The following is a 13,184-nucleotide window of genomic DNA, read 5'->3' as shown; positions in this document are numbered from 1 at the left end:
CAAGACTAAAGATTCTGGAATCACACCATGCAAAAATTCACCGTGCACAAGGGCCTTGTCGCCCCCATGGACCGCGAGAACGTCGACACCGACGCCATCATCCCCAAGCAGTTCCTCAAGTCCATCAAGAAGACCGGCTTCGGCCCCAATCTGTTTGACGAGTGGCGCTATCTGGACCAGCCCGGCCAGCCCGGCGTGCCCGAAGCCGACCGCAAGCCCAACCCCGACTTCGTGCTCAACCAGCCCCGCTTCAAGGGCGCCAGCATCCTGATCGCGCGCAAGAACTTCGGCTGCGGCTCCAGCCGCGAGCATGCGCCCTGGGCCCTGGACCAGTACGGCTTCCGCGCCATCCTGGCCCCCAGCTTTGCCGACATCTTCTTCAACAACAGCTTCAAGAACGGTCTGCTGCCCATCGTTCTGCCCGAGGCCACGATCGACCAGCTGTTCAACGACGTGGCGGCCTTCCCCGGCTACGAGCTGACCATCGACCTGGAGCGCCAGGTGATCCTGAGGCCCCAGGGCGAAGAGATTGCCTTCGACGTCATCGCCTTTCGCAAATACTGCCTGCTCAACGGCTTTGACGACATCGGCCTGACCATGCGCCATGCCGACAAGATCAAGGCCTTCGAAGCCGAGCGCCTGGCGCAAAAGCCCTGGCTGGCGCATACGTTGATTCAGAAGTAAAGCGCCCCCTGGGCCGCTTTGCCTAGGCGGCGCCGCGGCTTCCCCCTCTCTCTTCGGGAGGGGGACGGCATCTTTGCTGCGGGACGGCCCTTGCTCGATGCCCCTTGTTTTGGCCGTGCCACAGCTTAGGCAATGCCCCACGCGGTCTTTGTTCGTCTCACTCAGTTGAGGGATGCGAGCCGCTAGGGTCTGAAGTAAAACTATCAATAAGTGAGCTTCTAGCGCTTTTCTTTAATGGATTTCAAACAGTATTCATCTTGAAATCTATGAATAACGAGCGCTAGCAGCTATCAAATTAATCAAAGGAACATCATGAAGATTGCAGTTTTGCCCGGTGATGGCATCGGTCCCGAAATCGTCGCGGAAGCCGTCAAGGTGCTCGAGGCCCTGGATCTGGGTCTGGAGATGGAAACCGCGCCCGTGGGCGGCGCCGGCTACGAAGCTGCCGGCCACCCCCTGCCCCCCGCCACGCTGAAGCTGGCCCAGGAAGCCGATGCGATCCTGTTCGGTGCCGTGGGCGACTGGAAGTACGACACGCTGGACCGCCCCCTGCGCCCCGAGCAGGCCATCCTCGGCCTGCGCAAGGCCCTGGGCCTGTTCGCCAACTTCCGCCCCGCCATCTGCTACAAGGAACTGACCCATGCCTCCAGCCTCAAGCCCGAGCTGGTGGCGGGTCTGGACATCCTCATCATCCGCGAGCTGACCGGCGACATCTACTTCGGCCAGCCGCGCGGCCGCCGTGTGGCACCCGATGGCCACTTCCCCGGCGCCGAGGAAGCCTTCGACACCATGCGCTACACGCGCCCCGAGATCGAGCGCATCGCCCATGTCGCCTTCCAGGCTGCCCAAAAGCGCAGCAAGCGCGTGACCAGCGTGGACAAGGCCAATGTGCTGGAAACCTTCCAGCTGTGGAAGGATGTGGTCACCGAAGTCGCCAAGCAGTACCCCGATGTGGCGCTGGACCACATGTACGTGGACAACGCCGCCATGCAGCTGGTCAAGGAGCCCAAGCGCTTCGACGTGGTGGTCACGGGCAATATGTTCGGCGACATCCTCTCCGACGAAGCCTCCATGCTGACCGGCTCCATCGGCATGCTGCCCAGCGCCAGCCTCAACGACAAGAAGCAAGGCCTGTACGAACCCAGCCACGGCTCGGCCCCCGACATCGCCGGCAAGGGCATTGCCAATCCTCTGGCCACCATCCTCTCGGCCGCCATGATGCTGCGCTTCAGCCTGGGCCAGGAAGCTGCCGCCCAGAAGATCGAAGCCGCCGTGCAAAAGGTGCTGGCCGACGGCCTGCGTACCGCAGACATCTACAGCGAAGGCACGACCAAGGTCAGCACCCGTGAAATGGGCGATGCCGTGGTCAAGGCCCTGGCCGGCGTCTGAGACGCGTATTGACGATCCAAGTCCGGAAACCGCTGATACCCCGCCACCGCCGAAAGGCGGTGGCTTGGGTTTGACGCATTTTTCGGCATCAAACAAACAAAACGTCAAAAATAAATCATTTATTTCGACGTTTTGACTAGAGTTTCAAGCGCTTTTAGTTCTTCAGGCTTTTGCTCTAGTCGCTAGAATGACACCTCTTATGTTTGCCGCACGCACCTTCGCTCCCGAAATCGTCACACCCGCAAAGACTGCCGGTGTGAATGCGCGCGCAATCACCATTAAGACGATTACAGGCTGACCCAGCCCGGTTCGTCGCGCGCCCCTTCCGGCCCTGACGAGCCGGCCGAAGCAGTCTCAAGCTACTGTTTTCAAAACTGAAAGGGCGTTTCAAATGAGCAAGCAATTGGTAGGTTTGGTGGGCTGGCGCGGCATGGTCGGCTCCGTGCTGATGGACCGTATGCAGGCCGAAGGTGACTTCGCGCTGATCGAGCCCGTGTTCTTCTCCACCTCCAATGCCGGCGGCAAGGCTCCGGCCATGGCCACCGTGCACACCGAGCTGAAGGACGCCAACGACATCGCCGAGCTGTCCAAGTGCGACATCATCATCACCTGCCAGGGCGGCGACTACACCAAGGAAGTCTTCCCCAAGATCCGCGCTGCCGGCTGGAACGGCCACTGGATTGACGCAGCCTCCTCGCTGCGCATGGAAGGCGACGCCGTCATCGTGCTCGACCCCGTCAACGACGATCTGATCCAGCAAAAGCTGGCCGCCGGCGGCAAGAACTGGATCGGTGGCAACTGCACCAACTCCATCCTGCTGATGGGCCTGGGCGGCCTGTTCAAGGCCGGTCTGGTGGAATGGGTCTCCTCCATGACCTACCAGGCCGCATCGGGCGGTGGCGCCAACCACATGCGCGAGCTGCTCAAGGGCATGGGCGTGGTGCACTCCGCCGTCGCCAACGAGCTGGCGACTCCTGCTTCGGCGATTCTGGAAATCGACCGCAAGGTGGCCCAGACCATCCGCGAAGATGTGCCCACCGAATTCTTCGGCGCGCCTCTGGCCGGCGGCCTGATCCCCTGGATCGACGCTCAGCTGCCCAACGGCCAGTCCAAGGAAGAATGGAAGGGCCAGGCCGAGGTCAACAAGATTCTCGGCACCGAAGCCACCATCCCCGTGGACGGCCTGTGCGTGCGTATCGGCGCCATGCGCTGCCACTCCCTGGCCCTGACCCTGAAGCTCAAGAAGGACCTGCCCCTGGAAGAGATCGAAGCCCTGATCAAGGGCGGCAATCCCTGGGTCAAGTTCGTGGCCAACGAGCGCGCCCTGACCGTCAAGGAACTGACTCCCGCAGCGACCACCGGCGGCCTTGACGTTGCCGTGGGCCGCGTGCGCAAGCTCAATATGGGCCCTGAGTACGTTTCGGCCTTCGTGATCGGTGACCAGCTGCTGTGGGGCGCTGCCGAGCCGCTGCGCCGCATGCTGCGTATCCTGCTGGCTGCCTGATCTGCGCCGCCATCAAGCCCGCAGCGGGCTTGATCCAGCGCAGCAAAGCGCCGCTCATCCGCGTGATGAGCGGCGCTTTTTTGCTTCCCAGACTCCGGGCTTGGGCGACAATTGACCGCCTATTCGGGCGAATGCAAACCGTCGGCAAACCTACATTAGGTTTCATCTCGTTGCCAATCGACAACAATTGAGAGCCTTGCCGCCCCTGCTTTTGCTCACATTGCAATAGCGTCGTTGACAATGCAAACTGTGTCCGCCGGGCCGAGAGACCTTTGCCGCGAGCTGGAATTTCCAATTTTTATGTGCACCGCAGCCACAAACCCGATCAAGAACAAGAGGGCTGTAGGCTGCACGAATCAAGTCTGAGCCCTATGCAACGCTGGAAACTTTCTGCGCTCGCCGCAGCCACCCTCGCACTGTCAAGCCTCCCGGCCACCGATGCATGGGCATTGGCACTGGGCCGCATCACGGTGCAGTCGGCTCTGGGCGAGCCCTTGCGTGCCGAGGTCGAGATCCCTCAACTCAGCGCTGCCGAGGCCGACAGCCTGCAGGCCGCTATCGCATCGCCAGCGGCATTCCGCGCCCAGGGCATGGAATTCACAGGCACGGCCAACTCGGTGCGCGTGCAGGTGCAAAAACGCTCCAATGGCTCGGCCGTGCTCAAGCTCAGCAGCTTTCAGCCGGTCAATGATCCCTTTGTCGACCTGGTGATCGATGCCAACTGGGCATCGGGCAAGCTGCAGCGCAACTACACCTTGCTGCTCGACCCCCCTGCCACGCGCCGCCCGGCCCCAACGCCCACGACCGCTGCTCAGGCCACAACCGCGGCCCCCCAGGCCACGCCTGCCGTGCTGCCTGCGCCTGCGCGCCCCGCCGTGGCTACACGCCCGGCGTCCAGCTCCGTCAACACGGCCGGCAGGGACCTGCGCAATGACCGCGATCAGGACGAGACTGCAACCAAGCCTCAGCGAAAACGCCAGGCTGGCACTGCAGCACCGGCTGGCAGCAGTGATGAAGTCCGCGTCAGGACAGGCGACACCGCCGGACGCATTGCGGCAGCGAACAAGCCCGCAGGCGTCTCGCTCGATCAGATGCTGGTCGCCATGCTGCGCAGCAACCCACAGGCCTTTGTCAATGGCAACATCAACCGCATGCGCAGCGGCGCGGTAATCCAGTTGCCCGATCAGGCAGCCGCCCAGGCCACCTCGGCCAAGGAAGCACGCCAGATCATGGCGGCCCAGTCTCAGGATTTCAACCAGTTCCGCCGCCAACTGGCTGGCGTGGCGCCTGTAGCCCCTGTGGAAGCAGCATCCCGCAGCGCTTCCGGCCAGGTTCAGGCCCATGTCGCAGATGCCAAGGCCGCCACCGCAGCCCCTGACAAACTGACCCTGTCCAAGGGCTCCGTCAAGGGCGTGGCCGCCGATGAGCAAGTGGCCCAGCAAAAACAGGCTGCAGACCAATCTGCGCGCGCCGATGAGCTCAAACGCAATATGGCCGAGCTGAGCCAGATTGCGGCAGCCACCAAGCCCGCAGGTACGGCCGCAGCTCCCGCAGCAGGCACCCCGGCTGCAGCTGCGCCAGCGGCAAGCCCCACAGTCACAGTGCCCGCGGCCAGCACCGCCAATGCAGCAGCGCCTGCCCCCGCTGCAGCTGCAGCTGCTGATGCGGCTGCAACGCCTGCTGCCCCAGCCACACCCGAGGCTGCGGCAGCCGATGCCGGCAAGCCAGGCGACACCATGCCCGCACCAGCTGCGGCCGAAGGCGAACCGGCACAAGCCGCCGCCGAGCCTGCAGCGCCTGCACCGGCACCGGTTGCACCTCCCAAGCCTGTGGCGGCACCGGCCCCCATTCCCGAGGAGCCCAGCTTTATCGACAGCCTGATGGAAGACCCGACCATCCCGCTGGCTGGTGCAGCACTGCTGGCCCTGCTTCTGGGCTATGGCGGCTACCGTGTTTCCCAGCGTCGCAAAGCCGCCGCGGCAGGCGCGGACAGCATGCTGGGCGACAGCCAGCTGTCGGCGGACTCCTTCTTCGGCGCCAGCGGCGGCCAGCGCGTGGACACCACGACCAGCAGCAGCCAGATGTCGGGCCAGTCCATGCAGTACTCTCCCAGCCAGCTCGACGCCGGCGATGTGGACCCGCTGGCCGAAGCCGACGTGTACCTGGCCTACGGCCGCGACCTGCAGGCCGAGGAAATCCTCAAGGAAGCGCTGCGCACCGACCCCAACCGTCTGGTGCTGCACCAGAAGCTGGCTGAAATCTATGCCAAGCGCCATGACCGCATGGCCTACGCATCAGTCGCCAACAACGTCTTTGCCCTGACCCAGGGCAAGGGCCCCGAATGGCAGCGACTGGCCGATCAGGGCCGCATCCTGGATCCGGAAAATCTGACCTACCAGCTGGGCGGCGCCCCCCAGCCCCAAGCAGGCGCGGCGGCCGCGCCCAACGCCTTCAACCCCACCGATCCATCGACCGCCCTGCAAGGCGGCGTGGCCGCTGCCGTGGGCTTTGGCTCGGCCTTGGCTGCCGCACAGGCCGCAGAAGCGGCTGCCAGTCGCGAAGGCCCTCCCACGGAGCCCGCCGGCATGGACTTCGACATGGATCTGGAACTGCCAGCAGACCTGCCTGACACCGCAGCCAGCGCAGCGCCCGTGGCCTCCGAGCCCGTTTCCCTGCCCAACGAACAGGACTTCGCAGCACTGGCGCAGTGGGACACTCCTGCTGCCCCCTCCGCAGAGCCGGCACTTGCAGCCGCAGACAATGGCCTGAACCTGGATCTCGATGATCTGGCCTCGTTCAGCCTGCCCGCCACGGCATCTCAAGCCCCGGCCCCAGTCGCAGCTCCCGCACCCGCCGAGCAAAGCTCTCTGAATGCGCTCGAGTTCGACCTCGACAGTTTCACCCTGCCTTTGCAGACACAGCCCGAGCCAGACGGCGGACAGGAAACAGCTGCGCTGAACCTATCCTCCAGCCTGGAGACACTGGACGAAGTGCAAGGCGCCGAAGCCCTGACCTTGCAGCAGCCAGCCGAGGAGAGCGACAGCCTCGCCACAGCGCCTGCACAACCCGAGGTGACTTTCGACCTCAGCGGCCTGTCGCTGGATCTGGGCACATCCGATATCGCCGCGCCGATCGATGCCGTGCCAGCGCCCTCCGAACCCGAAGACCCGCTGGCCACCAAGCTGGCCCTGGCCGAAGAGTTCAATGCCATCGGCGACAGCGACGGAGCGCGTACACTGATTGAGGAAGTGATCGCCGAAGCCCATGGCGATCTCAAGGCCAAGGCTCACAGCCTTCTCTCTCAGATTGGTTGATTGATTTGATGCATTCAGACCCCGCGCCGGGAGCCATGCCATGCGCATAGCTCTTGGCGTCAGCTACAACGGTCAGGCCTATCGCGGCTGGCAAAGCCAGCCCGATGGCAACACCGTACAAGACAAACTCGAAGCGGCCCTGGGCCGCTTTGCTACTCAAGAAGTCTCCACCATCTGCGCCGGTCGCACCGATTCCGGTGTGCACGGCCTGATGCAGGTCGTGCACTTTGACACCGAGCTGCAGCGTGCGCCCAACTCCTGGGTGCGCGGCACCAACACCTTCTTGCCCAAGGACATCGCCGTGCAATGGGCGGCCGAGGTCGCTGACGGCCCGGATGGCTTCCATTCCCGCGCCTGCGCCACCGCACGCCGCTATGCCTATGTGCTGCTGCAGTCGCCCGTGCGCCCCAGCGTCGACCAGGGCCGGGTGGGCTGGGTGTTTCAGGCTCTGGATGCGCAGCGCATGCGCGCAGCCGCCGATCTGTTGCTGGGCGAGCATGATTTTTCGTCCTTTCGCGCTGCAGGCTGCCAGGCCAAGAGCCCGGTCAAGACCCTGCGCCGCATCGACATCCACTACCGCCCCGCAGGACAGGCGCCCATGCGCGACGCGCAGATGGAATGCGGCTACTGGCGTTTCGAGTTCGAGGGCAGCGCCTTTTTGCACCACATGATCCGCAACATCATGGGCTGCCTGATCTACGTGGGCCAGGGCTCCAAGCCCGTGGAATGGATGCAGCAAGTGCTGGAGGCACGCTCGCGCGAGGTGGCAGCCCCCACCTTCTCCCCTGACGGACTGTACTTTCTCGGCCCCATTTACGATACACGCTGGGGCCTGCCTGTAGACACTCCCCCGTTTGCCTGGCTGCCCTGAGCGGCCAAGCACCATCGATTGCTGCAACGCCACAGACTTGTCATGTCTTCAATTGCCCCCCGCACCCGCATCAAGATCTGCGGCCTGACCCGCGAGCAGGATGTCGACGCTGCAGTGGCCGCCGGAGCCGATGCCGTCGGCTTTGTGCTCTATGCACCAAGCCCGCGCGCCGTGACGCTGCAACGCGCGGCCGAGCTGGCTCGGCGACTGCCGCCCTTTGTCACACCTGTTTTGCTCTTTGTGAATGAAACAGCTACCAATGTGATAGCTGCCTGCGACCGGATACCAAACGCCTGTGTGCAATTTCATGGTGATGAAACGGCAGCGGATTGCGAGGCCTCCACCCGGGGCGTGCAGCCCTGGTTGCGCGCTGCGCGCATACCCCTTGGAGACGATGCGGCGCAGTTTGACCTCGTAGAATATGCCCAACGTTATTCAAAGGCCCAAGCCATCCTGCTCGACGCCCATGTCGATGGTTATGGTGGCGGCGGCAAGGCATTCAATTGGTCACTTCTGCCAACAAGCGTCGACTCTCACCTCGTTTTGTCTGGTGGACTCACGCCTGCAAACGTGACCGATGGCATCTTGCAAGTGCGCCCTCGCGGGTTGTCTCTGGCCGTTGATGTGAGCTCTGGAGTCGAGGCCGAAGGTCCCGACGGCAAGCCTCTCAAAGGCATCAAGGATGCCCACAAGATTCATCGCTTCATTGCTGCCGTACGCGCAGCTGATGCCCAAATTTTGCAGACTGACACATGTTTGAATACCAGTATCCCGACGTCCACGGCCATTTCGGCCGCTACGGCGGCAGCTTCGCCAGCGAAACCCTGACTCACGCCCTCACCGAGCTGCGTGAGGCCTACGCAAGGTATCAGAACGACCCCGAATTCATCGCCGAATTCCAGTCCGAGCTGGCCCACTATGTAGGCCGCCCTTCGCCCGTCTATCACGCCTCGCGCATGAGCCGTGAAATGGGCGGTGCGCAGATCTATCTGAAGCGCGAGGACCTCAACCACACGGGCGCGCACAAGATCAACAATGTGATCGGCCAGGCCATGCTCGCCAAGCGCATGGGCAAGCCGCGCATCATTGCCGAGACAGGTGCCGGCCAGCACGGCGTGGCCACGGCCACCATCTGCGCGCGTTACGGCCTCGAATGCATCGTCTACATGGGTGCCGAGGACGTGAAACGCCAAAGCCCCAACGTCTACCGCATGAAACTGCTGGGCGCGACCGTGGTGCCCGTGGAATCGGGCTCCAGGACGCTCAAGGATGCGCTCAACGAAGCCATGCGCGACTGGGTTGCCAATGTGGACAACACCTTCTACATCATCGGTACCGTGGCCGGCCCCCACCCCTACCCCATGATGGTGCGCGACTTCCAGAAGGTCATCGGCGACGAATGCCTGACGCAGATGCCCGAGTTCCTGGGCGCCGACAAGCAGCCCGACGCGGTGGTTGCCTGCGTGGGCGGCGGCAGCAATGCCATGGGCATCTTCTACCCCTATATCCCCTACGAAGACACCAAGCTGTTCGGCGTGGAAGCGGCTGGCGAGGGCCTGGAGTCCGGCAAGCACTCGGCCTCGCTGCAAAAAGGCAGCTCGGGCGTGCTACACGGCAACCGCACCTTCATCCTGCAGGATGAAAACGGCCAGATCACAGAGACTCACTCGGTGAGCGCCGGCCTGGATTACCCCGGTGTGGGCCCCGAACATGCCTGGCTGCAGGAAATCGGTCGCGCCCAGTATGTGGGCATCACCGATCAGGAAGCACTGGACGCCTTCCACTACCTGTGCCGCGCCGAAGGCATCATCCCGGCCCTGGAGTCCAGCCACGCCGTGGCCTATGCCATGAAGCTGGCCAAGACCATGCGCGCCGAGCAGTCCATTCTCGTGAGCCTGTCCGGCCGCGGCGACAAGGACATCGGCACCGTGGCCGACCTGTCGGGTGCCGAATACTTCGACCGCCCCTCCATGCGCGGTCTCACCGTCAAGGGCGCTCCCGGACATGATGCAGCCAAGGCTGCCGCAGGGGGCAACAAGTTATGAGCCGAATCACCGCCACCTTCAACAAGCTCAAGGAAGAAGGCCGCAAGGCCTTGATTCCCTATGTGACAGCAGGCTTCCCGTTTGCCGCCATCACCCCTCCCCTCATGCACGGCATGGTGGAAGCCGGTGCCGACGTGATCGAGCTGGGCGTGCCCTTCTCCGACCCCATGGCCGACGGCCCCACCATCCAGCGCGCAGGCGACAAGGCCATCGCCAACGGCGTGGGTCTGAGCCAGGTGCTGGCCTATGTGGCCGAGTTCCGCAAAAAGGACCAGACCACACCCGTGGTGCTCATGGGCTATGCCAACCCTGTTGAGCGCTACGACCAGATCCATGGCGAAGATGCCTTCGTCAACCATGCCGCCGCAGCCGGCGTCGATGGCGTGCTGATCGTGGACTATCCGCCCGAGGAATGCGAGGAGTTCGCCGCCAAGCTCAAGGCCCGCGACATGGACCTGATCTTCCTGCTGGCTCCCACCAGCACGGACGAGCGCATGCAACAGGTGGCCCGCGTGGCCAGCGGCTATGTCTACTATGTCTCGCTCAAGGGCGTGACCGGTTCGGGCGCTCTGGACACCTCGGCCGTGGAGGCCATGCTGCCGCGCATTCGCCAGCATGTCAGCGTTCCCGTGGGCGTGGGTTTCGGCATCCGCGATGCCCAGACCGCACAGACCGTGGGCCAGGTGGCCGACGCCGTCATCATCGGCAGCCGCATCATTGACCTGCTCGACAACCAGCCCCACGAGAAGATCGTGCCTTTGGCAATAGACTTTCTGCGTGGTGTGCGAAAGGCTCTCGACGCATAATGCACCCCTGAAATTGGCCACCCCCTGAGCGGCTTTACGCCGCGTCCCCCTGAAGGGGACGACAGCCTCGCGGCGGGGCGGCCCTTGCTCGCTGTCCCTGACCGGGATTGCGCCAGTGCCTGCGCCGCGCCGCTCTCATGGGTTGCGGGTGGCGCGCAGTGCAGTGGAAACTGAAAAGGAAACAACATGTCCTGGCTTGAAAAACTTCTGCCTGCAAAAATCCAGCAGACCAATCCGACGGAACGCCATCAGCAGATTCCCGAAGGTCTGTGGATCAAGTGCCCCAGCTGCGAAACCGTTCTGTACAAGACCGATCTGGAAAAGAACCAGAACGTCTGCCCGACCTGCGGCCACCACCACCGCATCGGTGCGCGCGCGCGTCTGAACCATTTCCTTGACGCCGAAGGCCGCTATGAAATCGCTCAGGAAGTCATTCCTGTCGACCCGCTGAAATTCAAGGACAGCCGCAAGTACCCCGAGCGTCTGAAGGAAGCGCTGGAGAACACCGGCGAGACCGATGCACTGATCGTCATGGGCGGCTCCGTCAAGAGCATCAATGTGGTCGTGGCCTGCTTCGAGTTCGACTTCATGGGCGGCTCCATGGGCTCCGTGGTCGGCGAACGCTTTGTGCGCGGCGTAGAAACCGCCATCGAGCAAAAAGTGCCTTTCATCTGCTTCACCGCCACCGGTGGTGCCCGCATGCAGGAAGGCCTGCTGTCGCTGATGCAAATGGCCAAGACCAATGCCGCGCTGACACGTCTGGCCAAAAAGGGTCTGCCCTATATCTCCGTGCTGACCGACCCGACCATGGGCGGTGTGTCCGCCGGCTTCGCCTTCGTGGGCGATATCGTGATCGCCGAGCCCAAGGCCCTGATCGGCTTTGCCGGCCCTCGCGTGATCGAAACCACCGTGCGCGTGAAGTTGCCCGAGGGCTTCCAGCGCGCCGAATTCCTGCAGGAAAAGGGCGCTGTGGACATGATCGTCGACCGCCGCGAGCTGCGTGATCGCGTCGCCAGCTCTCTGGCCATGCTGCAACGTCTGCCTGCGGACGCCGTGGAATAAGCACCGGACGAGCAAAAAGCAAAAAGGCTGACGCAGCATTCATCTGCGTCAGCCTTTTTTTTGTGGGTTTTTATGCCTCGGGACATTCACAAAGCACCTCAGAACAGGCTTTGGAATTGACGAGGCTTCATCCGCAAACCTCAAGGCGATGCGGCTTTGCCGGCCCGGGCGGCTCCCCTAGCGCACACCGGCAATCATGGACAGACCGCCAGCCTGCACATAGTTGAGCACCATCAGCAGCACCTGCAGGCCGATCAGGGCAATCAGTGCCGAAAAGTCCACATTGCCGATCAGGGGCACCACCTTGCGGATCGGTGCCACCAGCGGATCGGCCAGGCGCTGCAGCACGCCGTAGATGGGGGAATAGGGCTGAACCCAGGACAGGATGGCGTAGATCAGCAAGATGCCCATCATGCCCGACAGGATGACCTTGAGCAGTGCGCAAAAAGCCAGCCATGGCAGCGCCAGCACCGATCCCTTGGCACCGAGCAGCAGCCAGATCAGCAGCACCTGCGCCAGCTGCAGCAGCAAGGCAGCAATCAGGCTGGACTTGTCCCAGCGGCCCTTGGCCGGAACGACCTTGCGCAGCGGCATGACGATCCAGTCGCTCAGCGCAAAGACCAACTGCCCCACGGGATTGCCAAACGGCACACGCTGCGCCTGCATGTACATGCGCAGCAGGCAGGCCCCGCTGATCAACCCGACAACGACATCCAGCAGAAACAAAACGATTTCAAACAGCATGTGACCCAATTCAGAAAACAGTGAGCAACTCACCTATTCATGGGATGATAGCCGGGCACCATGACCGATACGCAAAGTCTGCATTCCCTGCCCCTGTTCCCGCTGAACACGGTGCTGTTTCCTGAAGGCCTGCTGAGTCTGCAGGTCTTTGAGGTGCGTTATCTGGACATGATCCGCAAATGCCAGCATGCCGACGCTCCTTTCGGCGTGGTGGCGCTGCAGGCGGGTCAGGAGGTGCGCAAGGCAGGCGCCCAGACCGAGCGCCTGCACTCCGAAGGCGTGCTGGCGCGCATTGCCCGGCTCGATTCGCCCCAGCCCGGGCTGATGCATCTGCAATGCAAGGGCGCCCAGCGCTTTCACATCCAGCGCTGCTGGCAACTGCCGCATGGCCTGTGGGTGGCCGATGTCACCATGCTGCCCGATGACCCCAAAGTCAACATTCCCAAGCATTTGCTCAGCACCTCCCATGCGCTGGCTCAGGCCTTGCTGAACCTGCACGACCACGACCCCGATCACGCGCAGCTGCCCACGCCGGCGCAGATGCACGACTGTGCCTGGGTGGCCAATCGCTGGGCCGAGATGCTGCCCCTGGCGGTGCGGATCAAGCAGCAGCTGATGACGCTGGATGCCCCGCTGCTGCGGCTGGAGCTGATCGCCGATGTGCTGGAGCAAAGCGGCATTACCGGATCGGCCCCGCAGGACGACTCCTGAAATTGCCTGCACCCTTTTGCTGACGGTCCATAAAAGCTACTTATTCGATAGCAA

The 13,184-nt window shown here is 63.1% G+C and carries 11 protein-coding genes; 10 read left to right on the top strand and 1 reads right to left on the bottom strand.

The features are described from left to right. Nucleotides 1-27 precede the first annotated feature (27 nt). The 9 genes from leuD to accD all read left to right on the top strand — a co-directional run bounded on the left by leuD (nt 28) and on the right by accD (nt 11,675). Nucleotides 28-684: a 3-isopropylmalate dehydratase small subunit gene (leuD, locus tag P353_RS02825; protein WP_003057935.1), complete on the top strand. Its 657-nt coding sequence runs from the start codon at nt 28-30 to the stop codon at nt 682-684. A gap of 312 nt (nt 685-996) precedes the next feature. Continuing rightward, nucleotides 997-2,073, top strand: coding sequence for a 3-isopropylmalate dehydrogenase (leuB, locus tag P353_RS02820; protein WP_034364966.1), 1,077 nt, complete (start codon nt 997-999; stop codon nt 2,071-2,073). Nucleotides 2,074-2,464: 391 nt separating this feature from the next. Further along, nucleotides 2,465-3,577 carry an aspartate-semialdehyde dehydrogenase gene (asd, locus tag P353_RS02815; protein ID WP_034364963.1) on the top strand — a complete coding sequence of 371 codons (1,113 nt, stop codon included), beginning with the start codon at nt 2,465-2,467 and terminating at the stop codon, nt 3,575-3,577. 371 nt (nt 3,578-3,948) lie between these two features. Next, nucleotides 3,949-6,891, top strand: coding sequence for a FimV/HubP family polar landmark protein (locus tag P353_RS02810; RefSeq protein WP_034364960.1), 2,943 nt, complete (start codon nt 3,949-3,951; stop codon nt 6,889-6,891). 40 nt (nt 6,892-6,931) lie between these two features. Further along, the gene (gene truA, locus P353_RS02805) at nt 6,932-7,762 is read left to right on the top strand and encodes a tRNA pseudouridine(38-40) synthase TruA (protein ID WP_034364957.1); all 831 of its coding nucleotides are present in this window, start codon (nt 6,932-6,934) and stop codon (nt 7,760-7,762) included. 42 nt (nt 7,763-7,804) lie between these two features. After that, nucleotides 7,805-8,590, top strand: a complete 786-nt coding sequence (locus P353_RS02800; protein WP_034364953.1) for a phosphoribosylanthranilate isomerase — start codon at nt 7,805-7,807, stop codon at nt 8,588-8,590. Next, nucleotides 8,515-9,807, top strand: a complete 1,293-nt coding sequence (gene trpB / locus P353_RS02795; RefSeq protein WP_034364950.1) for a tryptophan synthase subunit beta — start codon at nt 8,515-8,517, stop codon at nt 9,805-9,807. Before P353_RS02800 ends, trpB begins: the two co-directional genes overlap by 76 nt. Beyond that, a complete protein-coding gene (gene trpA, locus P353_RS02790) occupies nt 9,804-10,613 on the top strand; it encodes a tryptophan synthase subunit alpha (protein ID WP_034364947.1) in 810 nt (269 codons plus the stop codon). Before trpB ends, trpA begins: the two co-directional genes overlap by 4 nt. Nucleotides 10,614-10,799: 186 nt before the next feature. Continuing rightward, the gene (accD, locus tag P353_RS02785) at nt 10,800-11,675 is read left to right on the top strand and encodes an acetyl-CoA carboxylase, carboxyltransferase subunit beta (protein ID WP_034364944.1); all 876 of its coding nucleotides are present in this window, start codon (nt 10,800-10,802) and stop codon (nt 11,673-11,675) included. Between the two features lie 177 nt (nt 11,676-11,852). Here accD and P353_RS02780 read toward each other — a convergent pair whose 3' ends face one another. Continuing rightward, nucleotides 11,853-12,419 (bottom strand): YggT family protein, encoded by a 567-nt coding sequence (locus P353_RS02780; RefSeq protein ID WP_034364942.1) that lies wholly within the window; start codon nt 12,417-12,419, stop codon nt 11,853-11,855. A gap of 60 nt (nt 12,420-12,479) precedes the next feature. Here P353_RS02780 and P353_RS02775 point away from each other — a divergent pair, with 60 nt between their 5' ends. Continuing rightward, nucleotides 12,480-13,130: an LON peptidase substrate-binding domain-containing protein gene (locus P353_RS02775; protein ID WP_034364939.1), complete on the top strand. Its 651-nt coding sequence runs from the start codon at nt 12,480-12,482 to the stop codon at nt 13,128-13,130. Nucleotides 13,131-13,184 lie beyond the last annotated feature (54 nt).

The sequence above is a fragment of the Comamonas testosteroni genome (assembly GCF_000761245.1).
Taxonomy (GTDB): Bacteria; Pseudomonadota; Gammaproteobacteria; order Burkholderiales; family Burkholderiaceae_C; genus Comamonas; species Comamonas testosteroni_C.
This window is presented reverse-complemented; position numbering and strand designations above follow the sequence as displayed.